This is a genomic window from Acinetobacter sp. SA01, from assembly GCF_011319235.1.
Taxonomy (GTDB): domain Bacteria; phylum Pseudomonadota; class Gammaproteobacteria; order Pseudomonadales; family Moraxellaceae; genus Acinetobacter.
Map to the genome: position 1 here is coordinate 67,550 of NZ_WXXM01000010.1, position 16,547 is coordinate 84,096.

Consider the following 16,547-nt stretch of genomic DNA (forward strand, 5'->3'; position numbering starts at 1 on the left):
ACAAAAGTGGTTTAATAGTGCAATTGTAGCTCATTGCCCGTATTAACAGAGGAATTTTTATGTCGTTACCACGTTATAAAATGACAATGCTTGCTTTATCTTTAGGCGTTGCGTCGGCAATAGTGGGCTGTAGCAGTAATCCAAAGAAAGAAGTGGTAGACACAGGACCACAATCTAGCGAACAAGTTTATATTCAAAAAGCTGAAAAAGCCCTTGAACGTGGTCAATATACCGATGCAGCCAAGCACCTTGAAGCCATAGATACCTACTATCCAACAGGTGACTATGCCCAGCAGGCACAGCTAGAATTGTTATACGTTAAATTTCAACAAAAAGATTATGAAGGCGCAGTTGCCCTGGCTGAGCGTTTTATCCGTTTAAACCCGCAACATCCGAATGTGGACTATGCCTACTATGTTCGTGGTGTCGCGAACATGGAACAAAACTATGATGGCCTATTGCGTTATACCTCATTAAAACAGTCACACCGTGATGTCAGCTATTTAAAATTGGCTTATCAGAATTTTGTCGATTTCATCCGTCGCTTCCCATCAAGTACTTATGCTGTCGATGCGGCACAGCGTATGAAGTTCATTGGCACGGAGCTGGCTGAAAGTGAAATGAACGCGGCGCGCTTTAATATTAAGCGTAAAGCATGGCTTGCTGCCGTTGAACGTTCACAATGGGTAGTCGAACATTATCCACAAACCCCGCAAGTTCCTGAAGCTTTAGCCACCATGGCTTACGGGTATGACAAGTTGGGCGATCAGCAGACTTCACAGCAGTACATTGAAGTGTTAAAGCTGAATTATCCGCATCTGGTTAAAGCTGATGGTAGCGTGAACATGCGTGCTGCACATGGTGAAGGCAGCTGGTTTAACCGCGCCACTCTAGGTATTTTTGGTCGCGAAGCGCAAAGCTCGACCGAAGCAGAGCAACAGCAAAATGCAGCGCAGAGTGAAAAACGCAGTTTCACCAATCGCATCAGTTTTGGCTTGCTGGATCGTCCTAAAACTGAAAGCAGCATTCCTCCTGCACCAGAGCAATAATATCACAAGCAGAGGCAGCAACTGGGATGCCAAGATCAGAATAAGCTTGGCTTATCGGTCGCATTTTCATGAAGGGCAAGTTATCATACTTGCCCTTTTGTCATTTCAATGCATCATATTGATCATTTTGCGCAAAAGGTATACAAATTAACTTTTAACCGATGCCGCAATTTTAATATGCGGAAATTCTGACAGCTTATTTGTCAGCCATTTAGATAAATTACCACCCGATTGCATACCTATGGCTATTCCTCAACACACGATTGATCAAATCCTGGATCGTACCGATATTGTCGATCTGATTGGTCAGCGCGTGAAACTCAAGAAAACTGGTCGCACCTATTCAGGTTGCTGCCCTTTTCATCAGGAAAAATCGCCATCTTTCCATGTCTATCGTGACAAGCAATATTTTCACTGTTTTGGCTGTCAGGCCAACGGCAATGCAATCCGCTTTTTAATGGATATTGACGGTCGTAACTTTATTGATGTGATGAAGGATCTATCGAGCCGTACTGGTATTGAACTACCAAAAGACAATAACGACAGTAATAAAATCAAATATAAACGTGAATCCATAAAACCTGCCGCAGCAACACAGCTGCAAGAACAACCGAAAAACACCACCGATCAAACACCGAATGCAGCGCCTGTAGCACACTTTGATCCTTTTGCAGAATTTCAGGCGCAAGAAACCGAATACTATGATGATCCATTTGCATCTTTTGAACAGATGCCAATGGAAGAAACCGTACAAGACGGCAACCTGTTTGATCTACTGGAAAACATCGCCCAGTATTACCAGCGCCAGTTACCACAAAGTACCAGTGCCCAGCAATATTTCAAGCAACGTGGCTTAAGTGCAGAGACCATTGACTATTGGCGTTTAGGCTATGCGCCAGAAGATTGGCAACATCTGGAAAAAGCTTTTCCACAGGATATTGAAGGCTTAAAACTACTGGGGCTGATCCGTACCAGTAACAATGGACGCGATTTTGACCTGCTGCGTGATCGGGTGATTTTCCCGATTCGTGATGCTAAAGGTCGCGTCGTTGGTTTTGGTGGTCGTGCCTTAAATGACGAAATCAAACCCAAGTACATCAACTCGCCTGACTCCGAAGTATTTCATAAAAACCAGTTACTGTATGGTTTATATGAAGGTCGCAAACAGAAAGCCCAAGACTGGCTGATGGTTGAAGGTTATATGGATGTTATTGCCTTGCAGCAATATGGCATCTCCGGGGCTGTGGCGACCTTGGGAACAGCAAGTAATACCGAACACCTGAATATTTTATTCAAACAAAACAACCGTATTACCATTGCTTTCGATGGTGATGCTGCCGGACAAAAAGCCGCCCGCCGTACACTCGAAATTGCCCTGCCGCTACTCAATGATGGCCGTGAACTCAAGTTTTTTGTGTTACCCAATGATCACGATCCAGACTCGCTGATTCGCCGTGAAGGTATTGAAAACTTTCACCGTCTGTTACAGCAAGCGCCATTACTCTCCGATTTTGTCTTTGCGCATCTTACCCAGAATCATGATGTGACCAAGCCAGAAGGTAAAAGTCAGGTCATGGGTGAATTACGTCAACTGACCGAACTGTTGCCAAAACAGGGTTCGTACCGTTACTTATTACAGCAGTTCTTTAGAGAAAAACTGGGCTTTAACCGCAAATGGCAACCTCAGGTCAACAATGATGCATCCTTAAGCTTTAGCACCAAGATTGATGCAGAAGAATATGTCATTGCGATTTTAATGAATCACCCCTATCTGTATATTCATTTTGAACCGCTACGCGCCTTGATTTCACACGATCAACTGCTGTTTAAAATTCTTGATATCTTCAATATCATTTTTGAGGATTTACCTGATGATACCGAGCTGTCGCAGTATTATGTCTTAGGTGCCTGTGCGCCTTATCACCATGATCTGCAAAATATTTTGCTACATGCCAATGTCAGTGATTACACCTCATCACCTGAGCAGGCCGATAAACTGGCAGAAGATTTTTCCATCAAACTGCAATATCAATGTTTGCAACAAAAACTCAAATCTAAAAAGTTCACCAGCATTGCCGAAATGCGCAACCTGAAACAGAAAATTTACGAGATTGATAAAAAGCGCTCGCTTACCCTGCTGGAAGACTAAGCGAGCGGCTATAATTTAGTATTTATGATTTATGCTTGATATTACGCCGTTTAGCAAATACATCTTCTAATTGATCACGCATCGATTCAAAACAAGCCGGATCTTCAGCCTTGGCTGCCTGTCGCAACAAGATTGAAGTCGGATGCAGTAGTTTTTGTGTCAGGCGATACGATAATTCCTGCAAAATCTGCTCAGGATTGTCACCACTAGCCAGACGTGAGATTGCCAAAGCCAGTTCTTCTTGCCTGAGTACTTCACCCTGTTCACGATAAGCTTGAATGGTACTGCCAGCTTTTTTGATTTTTTCCTGGGTCAGCATTTCTGTAGCTAACTGATTGACCATCACCTCGGCTTCAACCGCAGCCTGGCGACGTTGGGCAAGATTGTCGTCAATCACACTTTGCAGGTCGTCCACCCCATATAAATAAACGCCATCCAGAGATTCCACTTTGGGATCAATATCGCGCGGAACGGCCAAATCGACCAGCAACATTTGCTGATAACGACGCTTTTTCAACGCTGTTTTAACATCTTGATATGAAATAACCTGATGCAGACTTCCGGTACAGCTTGAAATGACGTCTGCACGGTGTAAATTTGCAGCCAAATCAGAGAATTCAATAATTTCCACATCAACGCGATGGGCAATTTCTTGTGCCAAACTTTCTGCACGCGCACGGGTACGGTTGCAAATCAGGACTTTCCCCACTCCCATTTCCGCTAAATGCTTCGCCACCAGACTGTTCATTTCCCCAGCAGCCACCACCATCACGGTCAGTTTTTCAGGTTTGCTAAACACCTGCAGGGCCAGCTGGGCAACGGCATAGCCCATCGAAACAGCATGACTCCCCACTGCTGTTTCCGAGCGCACACGTTTGGCTGCATAAAAGGCGTATTCAAAAATTCGGTTTAAATCCAGCGAAACGGTATGTGCATCTTTAGCCAGAGACAATGCAGATTTCACCTGTCCCAAAATTTGCGGTTCACCTAGCATCAGTGAATCCAGACCACTGGCTACCCGCATTAAATGGGTCACTGCCTGCGCATTTTCGTAACGATATACATGATTAAACAATTGTTTAACATCTAGGCCATTTGCTTCGGCGAGCCAATTCATTACCATGTCCGCATTTTCAGACATGGCATAAACTTCGGTGCGGTTACATGTAGAGACCACCACCATATCATTCAGGTCATGGTTTTGGCTTTGCAGGGCAAGCAGGTGCATTAATTTTTCAGGATTAAATGCAATCTGCTCACGCAGCTCTACAGAGGCGGTTTGATGGTTGACACCCAATGCAAAGAAAGACATATCAGATCATCATTTCGCTAAATTTATGCTATTGTGCAGTATTGGTGTCATAAAAAGCATTACTTGGATCAAGAAAAATTGCGTCAAACAAATAGCCGGATAAACGGCGCGACAATTAAGCAATATTCTACCACATTCTTACTTGTGGGTAGCATGGCTTACAGTGCTCATATTAGAGCATCTGGAGAAATTTATCATGCCAATTCAAATTATAATGCCATAAAACAAAGCATGATTGCTGAATTTGCACTGACCTATCAAGACATTCCCACAGCATTACACAACTACACCGTGCTTGCAATTAAAAGCAATTCCACCACGGTTAAACAGCGCGCCTTAAATGTTGCGATTGAACAGAATGATCTAAAAGCAGCCCTGGATATTGCCACCCATTGGGTGGTGCAAGAACCGACCGATGTGCCGGCTTTATTTTATCTTTCACATATTGCCTTAAAAGCCCATGAATATGAACTGGCCGCAGAAACGCTGGACAAAATTTTAAATATTGACCCCAATGCAGACCTGGAAAAAATTCTGGCCGGAATTGCCCCTGAAGACCCTGAAGATCGGGATTTTCTGATTGATGCCTTGCGTAAAAGTAAAGAACGGGACAATCCTTCTGTACTGGTGCTGATTGCAGGCTTGGAAGCTCAAAACGGGCAACTGGAGCAGGCCCTGACCACCATTAGTCGTGCATTAAAAAAGCGTGCCAATGTGACCGGCTTTATTTTAATGAAGGCCAATTTACTCAGTGCCTTGGGGGATGATGAAGCAACCCTAAAATGGTACGATAAAGCCAGCCGCAAACATAAAAACAATATCGAAGTTCGCTTAGCGGAAATTAAATATCTGATTAAATTAAATAAGTCAGAAGAAGCTCTCAATAAACTTGAAGCCCTGTTAAAAAAATGGCCCCATGAAGAAGAAGCATTGTTTATTGCCGGTTTAACCAGTATTGACTTAGAACAATATGAAAAAGCTGAAAAATATTTAGTTGAGCTGCGATATTCCACGCAATATCAAAATGAGGCCTATTATTATCTAGCAGTCAATGCCGAGCGTAAACAACATTTTGAAACTGCAAAAGCCTATTACCGTCTGGTTGATGGCAGCCTGTACACAGTTTCGCGCCGCAACATGATTAATATTTTTTCCGCCCAGAACCAGCCCACCGATGCACTGCGCTTCCTCACCCAAGAACGGGTCAATTACCCACAATATGCCAGTTTCCTCTATCAGGCTCAGGCCGATATTTTAAAACGCATGGACAATAAAAAAGCAGCAATACGCCTGCTCGATGAAGCCATTAAAAACGTCCAGGATGACCCGGAACTAATTTACTCCGAAGTGTTACTACTTGATGCTTTTCAAGACAAAGATAAACTGGATAAATTATTGAAAAAATTGCTGGAAATTGAGCCAAATAGCCCAACTTACTTAAATGCCTATGCCTATACGCTTGCCCTGCAAAACCGGCGTTTAGATGAAGCCCGCAAGTATGTTGAACATGCTCTGGAATTTGCTCCGGAACAGGCCTCTATTTTAGATACTTTAGGCTATATCACTTATTTACAAAATGACTTTAAAACTTCAGCTCAAGTGTTAGAGCAAGCCTACCAATTAAGTCAAAATGTGAAAATTGGTGTACGTTATGCCAAATCTTTATACATGCAAGGTGAACTGACAAAATTTAATGAAGTGTTACAACAATTACAAAAAAATCATCCGAATGATCCGCAATTAGAGCAATTGAAATCGTTACTGTTACCGCAACAAATGAAAAAGAGTTAACTATCTGTATGCACATTTTTTCAAAATTCAGTTTAAGCCTGATTGCAGCAAGCACGCTAATCCTGAGCGGTTGCCAACAATACACCCAGCCTCAAGCACCGAATGTTGCTCAAATTCCAGAAGCTGCGAAGAATTTTAATCTGCAAGGTAAAATTGGGGTAAGAACTCCGGGACAATCTGGCAGTGCCTTTTTTACCTGGGTACAACAGCAGGATGCATTCGACATCGAATTAAGCGGAATTTTGGGAGTGGGTAAAACCCAGATTTCAGGCCAACCGGGTAATGTCACCCTCAATAGTGCAAAAACCGGGTTGATTACAGCAGATAGTCCGGAAGAGTTACTCGAGCGTGCCACAGGCTGGCAAGCCCCGATTACTCATTTAGTCGATTGGGTTCAGGCCAAACCGGCAACCATGCTGGCAAAAATCAGTAAAGATGAGCAAAACCGCCCCATCCAGTTCTTGGAAGATGGCTGGATAGTAGATCTCAGTTATAACGAGCAAGCCCAGTTACCGAACAAGCTAGTTCTAAAACATATGCTTGAATCCGGTCAGGAAAACCGTATTACAATGCTCATTCAAAACCGTTAAGCCTATTCAAAAGTTTAAAATTCTATGATTCGTGTTCCCGCTCCTGCCAAGCTTAATCTTTTTTTGCATATCACCGGCCGTCGTGACGACGGCTACCATGAATTGCAAAGCATTTTTCAGCTCATTGACCTGTATGACTGGCTGGAGTTCAGCCAAACAGCAAGTCCTGAAATTAGTATTAATGGATTAAATAGTGTTGATTTGGAACAGAACCTGATTTTCAAGGCAATACAGATTTTAAAGCCGTATGCAAAAGCATATTCAGGCTTAAATATCCGCATTGAAAAAAATATTCCTATGGGTGCTGGACTTGGTGGGGGGTCATCCAATGCAGCCACTACCCTCATTGTGGTCAATCAGTTATGGCAATGTGGCTTAAGTATTGAACAGTTGGCCGAACTGGGACTCAAGTTAGGTGCCGATGTTCCAGTTTTTGTCCATGGCCGCAATGCCTGGGCGGAAGGTATTGGTGAACACTTAACATTCATAGACTTAGATCAAAAACAATACATTGTGCTTAAACCTGATTGTTTTATCAGCACTCAATTGCTTTTTTCACAAAAAACGTTGACAAGAGACACGAAGCCTACTAAATTTTGCGCCTATCAGTTAAAGCCATTTAACTTTGGAAATAACTTTGAGCCTTTGGCAAAAAGCCTATATCCTGAAGTAAATGAAGCGATGCAGTATTTAGACCAGTTCGGTATTGCAAAACTTACAGGTACAGGTGCTTGTGTTTTTACTGAAGTAACCGCTGACATGAATATTGATGAGATTTTAGCTCATTCACCTTGTAAAGCTTACTTGGTCAATAGTTTAAATGAATCACCATTACGTCATTTCAAGGTTATATGATAGGGGCGTCGCCAAGTGGTAAGGCACCGGGTTTTGATCTCGGCATCCGTTGGTTCGAATCCAGCCGCCCCTGCCATCATATTCATCTGTAGATTACTGTATTAGGGGCGTCGCCAAGTGGTAAGGCACCGGGTTTTGATCTCGGCATCCGTTGGTTCGAATCCAGCCGCCCCTGCCATTTAAACTTATGGTTTAAATCACAATACAGCAATCAAATTTAGGGGCGTCGCCAAGTGGTAAGGCACCGGGTTTTGATCTCGGCATCCGTTGGTTCGAATCCAGCCGCCCCTGCCATTTTCTCAAAAAAGACAGAATAGTATTTGCATGTTCATTTGTTAATTCACCTTGACACAGAACCGCAAAAATATTAAAGTTCTGCCGCATTAGGGGCGTCGCCAAGTGGTAAGGCACCGGGTTTTGATCTCGGCATCCGTTGGTTCGAATCCAGCCGCCCCTGCCATCTACTTTCAAACATTCCAACCGCCAAGGGTGCTTCATGCCCAATCTTGTCGTTTTTAGTGGAACTGCACATCCACAATTCGCCCAAAAAGTCGTAAGCCATCTGCACATCCCTTTAGGTGCAGCATCTGTAGGTCAATTTTCTGACGGTGAAATCGCTGTCGAAATTACTGAAAATGTTCGTGGTAAAGACGTATTCCTAGTACAACCTACTTGTGCCCCAACAAATGACAACCTGATGGAAGTCCTTGTTATGGCTGATGCTTTGCGTCGTGCAAGTGCAGGTCGTATTACTGCTGTCATCCCTTACTTCGGATATGCTCGTCAAGACCGTCGTCCTCGTTCAAGCCGTGTGCCAATCACCGCAAAAGTTGTCGCAGACATGCTGACAACTGTCGGTATTGACCGCGTAGTAATGATCGACCTTCATGCTGACCAGATTCAAGGTTTCTTCGATATCCCTGTAGACAACATCTACGGTACTCCTGCATTACTTGCTGATCTTCGTCAACAGCAACACCATAACCTAATGGTTGTTTCTCCAGACGTTGGTGGTGTAGTTCGCGCACGTGCTGTAGCGAAACAAATGGGTGATATCGATCTTGCAATCATCGATAAACGTCGTCAAAAAGCCAATGAATCACAAGTGATGCATTTGATTGGTGATGTAAAAGATCGTGACTGCGTCATCGTGGATGACATGGTGGATACAGCAGGTACCTTGTGTAAAGCTGCTGATGCACTGAAACAGTTTGGTGCGCGCCGTGTAGTTGCCTATGCAACTCACCCAGTACTTTCTGGTAAAGCAATTGAGAACTTGAAAAACTCTGTAATCGACGAGCTCGTTGTTACGGATACCATTCCTCTTTCTCAAGAAGCTCAAGAACTTGGTAAGATTCGCCAAGTTTCAGTCGCCAGCATGGTTGCTGAAACAATTCGTCGTATTAACAACGAAGAATCTATTAGCGCAATGTTTGATTCTTATCTATAATATAGCGCTAAATTTTCAAAACCCTGCCTTTGGCAGGGTTTTCTATCGCTGAGCTGGTCGAAAACTCAGCTTAATTAAACTTAAATTAGGAATGTCTATCATGGCAAACTTCGTATTAAACGCAGCAGCACGTGAAGAAGCAGTTCAAGGGAAAGGTTCGAGCCGCCGCCTTCGTCTTCAAAGCAAAGTACCAGCAATCATCTACGGTGGTGCTGCTGAACCTGTAGCGGTTACTTTAGAACTTCGTGAACTTGTTAAAGCACTTGAAGACAACGCTTTCTTTGAAGAAGTTGTTGAAATCAAAGTTGGTGACAAAGTTGAAAGCGTTAAAATCCAAGCTTTACAACGTCACCCAGCTAAAAACACTCCAATGCACGCTGACTTTAAACGCGCATAAGTGTTAACGGTGTAAATTAGTGTCAAAACTTTCGCTAATTGTTGGTTTGGGCAATCCTGGTAAGGAATATGCCCAAACCCGCCATAATGCAGGCTTCTGGTTCGTTGAACGCCTTGCAGAACAATATGGCATCTCTCTCAAAGCCGATCCTAAATTCCACGGAATCAGTGGTCGAGGTAACATCGAAGGTCAAGACGTTCGTCTGCTGTTACCCACAACCTTTATGAATGCCTCCGGCAAAAGTGTTGTACCCTTCGCCAAATTCTATCAAGTTGCTCCTGAAGCCATGCTCATCGCACATGACGAACTGGATATGAATCCCGGTGTCATTCGCCTGAAAACAGGTGGTGGTCATGGTGGGCATAACGGTTTACGTGATATCGTTCCGCATACAGGTCCCAATTTCCATCGTTTACGTATCGGTATCGGTCACCCAGGTTCCAAAGAACGCGTATCAGGTCATGTCCTGAGCAAAGCACCAAGCAGCGAACAAGGTTTAATGGATGATGCCATTGCACATGCTTTATCTCGCATTAAATTGCTGGTAAACGGTGACATTCAGACAACCATGAATCAAATTAACGCGTACAAACCGAACTGATCATTCTACAAATAATTGAATTTTCCTTCTTGCCATGTTGCTTTTTTCGGAGCAAAATGCGCTTTCTGCGGATTACTGATCCAGTAAGAAGTGATTTGATTTAACTAAGATAAAATCTTAGGTCGACTAAGGAGACGCTAGCCATGCTTTCTCGTTTATTAAAAGCTAAAATCCACCGTTGTGTCGTGACACAAGCAGAATTACATTATGAAGGTTCTTGTGCAATTGACGGCGTGTTAATGGATTTAGCCGGTATCCGTGAATATGAAGAAATTCATATGTGGAACGTGACTAATGGTAAGCGTTTTACCACTTATGCCATCCGTGGTGAAGAAAATTCTGGCATTATTTCAGTCAATGGTGGTGCTGCCCTGCAGGCTGATGTGGGCGATTTAATGATTATCGCAACATTTGGCGATTTCACCGAAGCTGAAGCGAATGCCCATAAACCTCGTCTGGTATATGCTAACCCGGACAATACAGTGAACCATACCGCCAACTGTATTCCTGTACAGGTTGCCTAAACTGATCAGTTCAGATCAAAATATTCAAAAAGCTCGCTTCTGCGGGCTTTTTTATACCCTACATATTCATAATTATAAACTTATTCTAAAGTTATTCTTAGTTTGACTATGGATATGACTGATTCATCTATAGAAATTTGTACCCACTGTTAAAAACAGGTCTATACTTATGACACATCGCTTCAGGGCGGGGTGCAATTCCCCACCGGTGGTAAATTAAAACTATATTGCTATAGGATTTAATCAGCCCACGAGCCTGCAAACTGGTTAAAGTTTACTCGCAGATTTGGTGAAAAACCAAAGCCGACGGTATAGTCCGGATGAAAGAAGACGACGTAACCGATATTGATATGTGATATATCGCTGCGACCCCATTTCTGCATCAGTCCTGAAATGTTCAACCGTATGTTTATTTTACGAGAGCGTTTCAATGTCTAGTTTGATTCAACCCGAAATTTTCTTTTCTGCCCTTCCTCCTGCTGAACAACGCATCCAGAAAGCTTTAGAAGATATCCGCCAAGGCAAACCCGTTTTAGTCATGGATGACTTTGACCGTGAAAATGAAGCCGACCTGATCGTGGCTGCAGAAACCTTAACTGTAGACACCATGGCCCGTATGATTCGCGATGGCTCAGGCATTGTCTGTCTTTGTTTGACTGATGAACTCGCTAACCATCTGGAACTTCCCCCAATGGTGACAGATAACTCCAGCCATTTTAAAACAGCTTTTACCGTGACCATTGAAGCAGCAGAAGGTGTCACTACAGGCGTTTCGGCAAAAGACCGTACCAGCACAGTAAAAGCGGCAATTAAAGATGGTGCTGTGGCAAGTGATCTCAACCGACCTGGTCATGTCTTCCCTTTACGCGCGCGCGAAGGTGGGGTACTGACGCGTCGTGGCCATACTGAAGGCACCATTGATCTGGCACGTTTGGCTGGCTTGAAACCCGCTGGTGTATTATGTGAACTGACCAATCCTGACGGTACGATGGCATCTGGTATTCAGGTTCTGTCCTATGCACAGACTCATCATTTAACCGTGATTACCATTGAAGAAATTGTACAGTACCGTTTGCAGCATAATCTTTAAACGAGACAACAAAGCTTGCCACAAAAAATGAAAATCATCAGGCTTCCTGGTCAAGTCTGATGATTTTTTAATGCAAAATGATTTCAATGCACACGACAATAAGAATTTTTTTTATAAATTTTAAGTTTAAAAAGAGGACTTAATCCTCTTCTTCCAGACTTTGCAGCAAATGCATACTGATGCCATCAGCGCGTAAAAAGGCCAAATCATAACTGGCTGTGGCAAGTGCCAATATACGTCGCTCAAATTCATCCCACAAAGGACGAACATCTTTATAGTGAATACCTAACCCACTATCATCGGTGAAATGGCGATTTTTCTCACACAACTTTAATGCATGGTACAGCTTGCGCCCTTTGCTCGCATCAGGACGCAAACGAACACGCTTGGATAAAACAAAACCTTCAACATGGGTGATATCCGCCATAGGCAACATTGGAATCAAAATCTGATCAAGTTGCGAATCTAATCGACGCCAAATAGCTGTATGCTGCTCTGCTGTATAGGTATTCCATTTAATCACTTCATGATTAAAACGACGGCACCCCCGACAGACCGAATCACCAAACACCGTAGAGCAACGCCCTGCACATGGGGTCAAAGAAGCAATTCGACGATCAGTACTCAAAATAAACTCCGAAATTCAACAATGTTCACATCTGGAAAATTCAGACCGCTTTTCTGATTTGATAAACCATCAGCACAGGCATCATACATCCCACAGCAGCAAATGAAAAACCATATTTCATACTAGGTTTTATCGCTAATTGTGCCAATTCACGTTAGAATATGCGGCTTAAATTTTGTCTTACCTTAATACATTTGGAGTTTTCCATGAACGCTACTGTAGAACAGCTTGCACCTGTAGAACAGCAAGCGACCACTGACTGGGTTGTTGCGGCACTATATCAATTTAAAGAAGTTCAAGATCCGGCCGATCTGCAGCAACGTCTTCTTGATTTGGTAAAAACCATCAATCTTTGTGGAACTCTTATTGTTGCAGGAGAAGGCATTAACGGTACTGTAGCAGGTGACCGTGCAGCAATTGATACCATCCACCAGTTTCTTCTGGATGAAGGTTTTAACGCAATGGAATATAAAGAGTCACACAGCTCTGACAAGCCATTCCGTAAAATGAAAATTAAACTGAAAAAAGAAATTGTGACTTTAGGCGTTGAAGTCAAACCTCGCGATTTAGTCGGTCACTATCTTGATCCGAAAGAATGGAACGAACTGATTGCACGTGACGACGTGATCTTGATTGATACGCGTAACGACTACGAATATAAAGCCGGTACGTTTAAAGGCGCAATTGATCCTAAAACTGAAACCTTCCGTGAATTCCCGGAATATGTAAAAAAACAGCTGGAACAGCATAAAGACAAGAAAATTGCCATGTTCTGTACGGGTGGTATTCGCTGTGAAAAATCAACATCATTATTGCTGCAAGAAGGCTTTAATGAGGTCTATCACTTGAAAGGCGGTATTTTAAAATACCTGGAAGAAACTCCTGCTGATGAAAGTATGTGGGAAGGTGAATGTTTCGTGTTTGATGGCCGTACAGCCGTAACTCATGGTGTAGAAGAAGGCCAGAACACCAAGTGTCATGCTTGTGGCTGGCCTTTACTTCCTGAAGAAGTAGAACTTCCAAGCTATGAACATGGCGTATCATGTAAATACTGCATCGACAAAACCAGCGAGAAGCAAAAAGCCGGTTTCCGTATGCGTCAGTCACAAATTGCAGCCGCTAAACGCAAACGTCTGTAATCGAACGCCTCCAATAAAAGTACTCACAAAAGTAATGCCAGTCAGTTAAACAATTGACTGGCATTTTCTTTTTTTAATTCATGATTATATTTAATATTTGGAAAATTCATCCACAGCCTGTTGAAACAGCACTACATTAAAAAATGATTCTTTCTGCAATAAATTTGCGAATTGATAGTGGCTGATGAGTTTTGCGGATAACAAATAGCTTTGATCTGAGGAAGCAATGCTTCTCAGGGCGAAACCAAAGTAAAAAATGGTCTGCAAGTATCTGATTTAAAATACCCAGACTCCGTCATGAAGCCAAAAATTTAAGAGTCTATTTTTAAATTCCTTAACTGATCAGCATTAATCACAAGAGGACTTTTATTTACCTAAAATTAACAATAAATAAAAAAATATCACCAATTTTTACTATTAATGTGTGTCAAGTCACAAACAATCTGATAGTCTGAGATAAAAATTACAATAATCCCACAACATATTAATTTATAACGTGAAAAGGAGTTAAATTATGTCAAGAGCAATTAGTCGTTCCGCCAATTATACTCGACGCTTTTACCTTGCACGCGAAAGAAATCTACAAAAAGTCAAACACATTAAACAAACTCTAGAGCAGGAATCCCATCTTTTTATTGTGATGATGGGTGCTATTATTGGCAGCATTTTTTCCATATTTATTGCATATCACCTTACACCTAATTTTATAGAATATGCCCTACTCAGTGTGATTCCTTTTGCTCTCGCCTATAGTTTGAGAAAAGTTTATATCCATACTCTGATTCATAGCCAGGAATAATCCAGACTGATTACCTGGCTACACTTTACCCTAAATCTAATAAACTTTAGGATGGTGTAAATATCACGATTATTTTTATCACTTTATGAATCTGACAGAATGGATTATCTCCATCATGGAACAATTGGGCTATCTCGGTATTGCCCTACTGATGTTTCTTGACAACGTATTCCCGCCTATTCCTTCTGAAATCATCATGCCCTCGGCTGGCTATTCTGCATCACAAGGCCAGCTGACTTTATTTGGCGTCATCATTGCCGGTTGTTTCGGTTCATTGCTTGCAGCTGCTTTACTGTATTGGATTGGCTATAAGTTTAACCATGACAGTATTTTCCGTTTCGTTGACCGTTATGGCAGATATATGTTTATAAAATCTAGTGATGTTAAAAAGTCTCTGGACTGGTTTGAGCATTATGGACATCGCATCGTATTCTTTGGTCGTATGATTCCGGCAGTTCGCTCACTGATTAGTATTCCTGCTGGCATGAGCCACATGCCTTTTTGGAAATTTATGTTTTACAGTGGCTTAGGGACCATCATCTGGACTACATTTCTGGCTTGTGTTGGTTTTTACTTTGGTGAAAACCAACAGCTCATGCAGCGAATATTTAGCCAAGTCAGCCATGGTATTATCCTCATTATCCTGGTGATTATCGCCATCCTCCTATACCGTAGACAACTACGCAAAATGAAGAACTAATTGATTTTATCAGGGGCTTAAATGCAACAATATCTAAAAAGTTTTGCTATCGATTATGGCGTGGTTTTAATTCTCAGCGTTTTGTTTTTATTGTTTGTTGCCAATCTTGGCTTAATGCTCTTCGTTGCTATTTTTTTGGTTACCATGATTCGTCATGTAATTAAATTCCTGCAAAAAGAACAACGCTTGCCGACTGCACAAGAACGCAATATCTTGGTCTGGGGAAATACCGCGATTGCAATTACTTTGGAGTGTTTTATTATATTCTTTTTGGTCATGATGAACCCGAATGCTGAACAAATTATTCAATCTGCTGAAAAAATGGGTCTAGCAGGTTATGCCGTATTTATGTTACTCATCGTTGCAATACATTTTGCTTTATTCTTTATTGCCTATCAGTGGATGAGTCTACTCTTCTTGAAATTAAAATCCAGAAAATAGCCAGTTGAACAAATCAAAAAGCACCTTATGGTGCTTTTTGATTAACAAATTAATTTGGGATAAATACATACATAAGCTGCGATTAGAACAGCACAAGATGTCACATCAAGCTGGCGTATGGTACATCAAATATAATTCATTTAAATTATCCGGAATTTCTTCAGCAATTTCATCCATCAACTGACCATTGCGACGGAAAGATTCCATTTGCGGATCTTCTTCATCCACACCACTGAACACCATCATTGGCAAAGTTAAATCAACCAATTGTTCTTCATGTTCAGGAGTGAACCAGGCATCTTCGTTTAAGAACATGGCGTCGACAAAGCCGACACTCCAGTCACCTAAACTTGAATCCACTTCTGCTTCTTCAATTTCAAAAGGAAACTCAATTCCTTCTTCATTCGCCAAGCTTTGACGAATTGATTCTAACCAGGCTTTTACTTGAGCAATGATTTCAGCAGGCACTTTCTTGTGATTGTTATCAAAAAGTTCGTCCAGCCATTTATCGAATTTCGGACCAACCGCAATTGCACATAAAAAGCCATGAGTAGCCGGAAAATCTAGACCATATTCATTCTGGTCGCCATCTAGATATTCGCTCAAAAGGTCTAAATCTAAAGCACTCATTTAAAATCCAGGTTTGTAAAATAACTGCGACATAGCATAGCATTTTAGCCCGCTATGCAGAATCCTATTTTAGTCTTCTTCATCATCAAAATCGTCGTCATCATCCAGATCATAGTCAAAATCTTTCAGCTCACGCTCTAAACGACGCTGTGCAAGAAGGTCATCAATCAGACGACGTTTTTCTAACGACTCTTTAGCACTAATTTTGCTTGATACTTCATCAAAACTAACATCATCATCACTGTAGCTATCATCTAGTTCAAAATCTGTAGAAGACACTAAAACTACCTCATGGTGAAAAAAAGTGAATGGGTCTAGGCGCTATTTATCCTGCTTACGCACTCTTGTCAAGTATTTTTATTTTTTTCTCCCGCAAACCGGGTTTAATCTTGTTTTTCTCCC

The 16,547-nt window shown here is 42.1% G+C and carries 18 protein-coding genes, 4 tRNA genes and 1 riboswitch; of the genes, 18 read left to right on the forward strand and 4 right to left on the reverse strand.

Going from position 1 to position 16,547, the window contains the following annotated elements; all coding sequences use genetic code 11:
* Window positions 1–59: 59 nt before the first annotated feature.
* Both GTU69_RS10655 and GTU69_RS10660 read left to right on the forward strand, forming a co-directional pair.
* On the forward strand, window positions 60–1,049 hold the full coding sequence (locus GTU69_RS10655) for an outer membrane protein assembly factor BamD (RefSeq protein ID WP_166170381.1): 990 nt from the start codon (window positions 60–62) through the stop codon (window positions 1,047–1,049).
* Between the two features lie 241 nt (window positions 1,050–1,290).
* Complete coding sequence (locus GTU69_RS10660; protein WP_166170383.1) at window positions 1,291–3,198, forward strand: CHC2 zinc finger domain-containing protein; 1,908 nt, start codon at window positions 1,291–1,293, stop codon at window positions 3,196–3,198.
* A 22-nt stretch (window positions 3,199–3,220) separates the two neighbouring features.
* On the opposite strand, the gene hemA is transcribed toward GTU69_RS10660, so the two are convergent.
* Window positions 3,221–4,510, reverse strand: coding sequence for a glutamyl-tRNA reductase (gene hemA / locus GTU69_RS10665; protein ID WP_166170385.1), 1,290 nt, complete (start codon window positions 4,508–4,510; stop codon window positions 3,221–3,223).
* Between the two features lie 78 nt (window positions 4,511–4,588).
* On the opposite strand from hemA, the gene GTU69_RS10670 reads away from it, so the two are divergent.
* The 12 genes from GTU69_RS10670 to ribB all read left to right on the forward strand — a co-directional run bounded on the left by GTU69_RS10670 (window position 4,589) and on the right by ribB (window position 11,808).
* A complete protein-coding gene (locus GTU69_RS10670) occupies window positions 4,589–6,301 on the forward strand; it encodes a tetratricopeptide repeat protein (protein ID WP_166170387.1) in 1,713 nt (570 codons plus the stop codon).
* Between the two features lie 8 nt (window positions 6,302–6,309).
* Window positions 6,310–6,891 (forward strand): lipoprotein insertase outer membrane protein LolB, encoded by a 582-nt coding sequence (gene lolB / locus GTU69_RS10675; RefSeq protein WP_166170389.1) that lies wholly within the window; start codon window positions 6,310–6,312, stop codon window positions 6,889–6,891.
* Window positions 6,892–6,915: 24 nt separating this feature from the next.
* Window positions 6,916–7,746, forward strand: a complete 831-nt coding sequence (gene ispE / locus GTU69_RS10680; RefSeq protein ID WP_166170391.1) for a 4-(cytidine 5'-diphospho)-2-C-methyl-D-erythritol kinase — start codon at window positions 6,916–6,918, stop codon at window positions 7,744–7,746.
* Between the two features lies 1 nt (window position 7,747).
* A tRNA-Gln gene (locus GTU69_RS10685) sits at window positions 7,748–7,822 on the forward strand.
* A 27-nt stretch (window positions 7,823–7,849) separates the two neighbouring features.
* Window positions 7,850–7,924: transfer RNA gene (locus tag GTU69_RS10690), tRNA-Gln, on the forward strand.
* Between the two features lie 41 nt (window positions 7,925–7,965).
* Window positions 7,966–8,040: transfer RNA gene (locus GTU69_RS10695), tRNA-Gln, on the forward strand.
* 91 nt (window positions 8,041–8,131) lie between these two features.
* Window positions 8,132–8,206 (forward strand) — tRNA-Gln (locus GTU69_RS10700).
* Between the two features lie 36 nt (window positions 8,207–8,242).
* On the forward strand, window positions 8,243–9,196 hold the full coding sequence (locus GTU69_RS10705; protein WP_086196840.1) for a ribose-phosphate pyrophosphokinase: 954 nt from the start codon (window positions 8,243–8,245) through the stop codon (window positions 9,194–9,196).
* Window positions 9,197–9,296: 100 nt separating this feature from the next.
* Window positions 9,297–9,593, forward strand: a complete 297-nt coding sequence (rplY, locus tag GTU69_RS10710) for a 50S ribosomal protein L25 (protein ID WP_086196841.1) — start codon at window positions 9,297–9,299, stop codon at window positions 9,591–9,593.
* 19 nt (window positions 9,594–9,612) lie between these two features.
* The gene (pth, locus tag GTU69_RS10715) at window positions 9,613–10,194 is read left to right on the forward strand and encodes an aminoacyl-tRNA hydrolase (RefSeq protein ID WP_166170393.1); all 582 of its coding nucleotides are present in this window, start codon (window positions 9,613–9,615) and stop codon (window positions 10,192–10,194) included.
* Window positions 10,195–10,337: 143 nt separating this feature from the next.
* Window positions 10,338–10,718, forward strand: coding sequence for an aspartate 1-decarboxylase (gene panD, locus GTU69_RS10720; protein ID WP_086196843.1), 381 nt, complete (start codon window positions 10,338–10,340; stop codon window positions 10,716–10,718).
* A gap of 175 nt (window positions 10,719–10,893) precedes the next feature.
* Window positions 10,894–11,054, forward strand: a riboswitch (FMN riboswitch).
* 94 nt (window positions 11,055–11,148) lie between these two features.
* Window positions 11,149–11,808 (forward strand): 3,4-dihydroxy-2-butanone-4-phosphate synthase, encoded by a 660-nt coding sequence (gene ribB / locus GTU69_RS10725; protein ID WP_166170395.1) that lies wholly within the window; start codon window positions 11,149–11,151, stop codon window positions 11,806–11,808.
* 139 nt (window positions 11,809–11,947) lie between these two features.
* On the opposite strand, the gene GTU69_RS10730 is transcribed toward ribB, so the two are convergent.
* A complete protein-coding gene (locus tag GTU69_RS10730; protein ID WP_166170397.1) occupies window positions 11,948–12,436 on the reverse strand; it encodes a DUF1289 domain-containing protein in 489 nt (162 codons plus the stop codon).
* A gap of 206 nt (window positions 12,437–12,642) precedes the next feature.
* Between GTU69_RS10730 and GTU69_RS10735 the strand changes: the two genes are divergently transcribed.
* From GTU69_RS10735 to GTU69_RS10750, 4 genes are all read left to right on the forward strand, one after another.
* Window positions 12,643–13,575: a rhodanese-related sulfurtransferase gene (locus GTU69_RS10735; RefSeq protein ID WP_166170399.1), complete on the forward strand. Its 933-nt coding sequence runs from the start codon at window positions 12,643–12,645 to the stop codon at window positions 13,573–13,575.
* 514 nt (window positions 13,576–14,089) lie between these two features.
* On the forward strand, window positions 14,090–14,374 hold the full coding sequence (locus tag GTU69_RS10740) for an FUSC family protein (protein ID WP_166170401.1): 285 nt from the start codon (window positions 14,090–14,092) through the stop codon (window positions 14,372–14,374).
* Window positions 14,375–14,459: 85 nt separating this feature from the next.
* On the forward strand, window positions 14,460–15,074 hold the full coding sequence (locus GTU69_RS10745; protein ID WP_166170403.1) for a DedA family protein: 615 nt from the start codon (window positions 14,460–14,462) through the stop codon (window positions 15,072–15,074).
* 21 nt (window positions 15,075–15,095) lie between these two features.
* Window positions 15,096–15,515, forward strand: a complete 420-nt coding sequence (locus GTU69_RS10750; protein ID WP_166170405.1) for an ABZJ_00895 family protein — start codon at window positions 15,096–15,098, stop codon at window positions 15,513–15,515.
* A gap of 105 nt (window positions 15,516–15,620) precedes the next feature.
* Here GTU69_RS10750 and GTU69_RS10755 read toward each other — a convergent pair whose 3' ends face one another.
* Window positions 15,621–16,145 carry a YecA family protein gene (locus GTU69_RS10755; RefSeq protein ID WP_166170407.1) on the reverse strand — a complete coding sequence of 175 codons (525 nt, stop codon included), beginning with the start codon at window positions 16,143–16,145 and terminating at the stop codon, window positions 15,621–15,623.
* A gap of 69 nt (window positions 16,146–16,214) precedes the next feature.
* Window positions 16,215–16,424: a hypothetical protein gene (locus GTU69_RS10760; RefSeq protein WP_086176283.1), complete on the reverse strand. Its 210-nt coding sequence runs from the start codon at window positions 16,422–16,424 to the stop codon at window positions 16,215–16,217.
* Window positions 16,425–16,547 lie beyond the last annotated feature (123 nt).

Coding starts and splice junctions, on each gene's coding strand:
- GTU69_RS10655 (WP_166170381.1), top strand. CDS start 60: ATGTCGTTACCACGTTATAAAATGACAATGCTTGCTTTATCTTTAGGC.
- GTU69_RS10660 (WP_166170383.1), top strand. CDS start 1,291: ATGGCTATTCCTCAACACACGATTGATCAAATCCTGGATCGTACCGAT.
- GTU69_RS10755 (WP_166170407.1), bottom strand. CDS start 16,145: ATGAGTGCTTTAGATTTAGACCTTTTGAGCGAATATCTAGATGGCGAC.
- GTU69_RS10750 (WP_166170405.1), top strand. CDS start 15,096: ATGCAACAATATCTAAAAAGTTTTGCTATCGATTATGGCGTGGTTTTA.
- hemA (WP_166170385.1), bottom strand. CDS start 4,510: ATGTCTTTCTTTGCATTGGGTGTCAACCATCAAACCGCCTCTGTAGAG.
- ispE (WP_166170391.1), top strand. CDS start 6,916: ATGATTCGTGTTCCCGCTCCTGCCAAGCTTAATCTTTTTTTGCATATC.
- lolB (WP_166170389.1), top strand. CDS start 6,310: ATGCACATTTTTTCAAAATTCAGTTTAAGCCTGATTGCAGCAAGCACG.
- GTU69_RS10735 (WP_166170399.1), top strand. CDS start 12,643: ATGAACGCTACTGTAGAACAGCTTGCACCTGTAGAACAGCAAGCGACC.
- rplY (WP_086196841.1), top strand. CDS start 9,297: ATGGCAAACTTCGTATTAAACGCAGCAGCACGTGAAGAAGCAGTTCAA.
- ribB (WP_166170395.1), top strand. CDS start 11,149: ATGTCTAGTTTGATTCAACCCGAAATTTTCTTTTCTGCCCTTCCTCCT.
- GTU69_RS10740 (WP_166170401.1), top strand. CDS start 14,090: ATGTCAAGAGCAATTAGTCGTTCCGCCAATTATACTCGACGCTTTTAC.
- panD (WP_086196843.1), top strand. CDS start 10,338: ATGCTTTCTCGTTTATTAAAAGCTAAAATCCACCGTTGTGTCGTGACA.
- GTU69_RS10705 (WP_086196840.1), top strand. CDS start 8,243: ATGCCCAATCTTGTCGTTTTTAGTGGAACTGCACATCCACAATTCGCC.
- GTU69_RS10745 (WP_166170403.1), top strand. CDS start 14,460: ATGAATCTGACAGAATGGATTATCTCCATCATGGAACAATTGGGCTAT.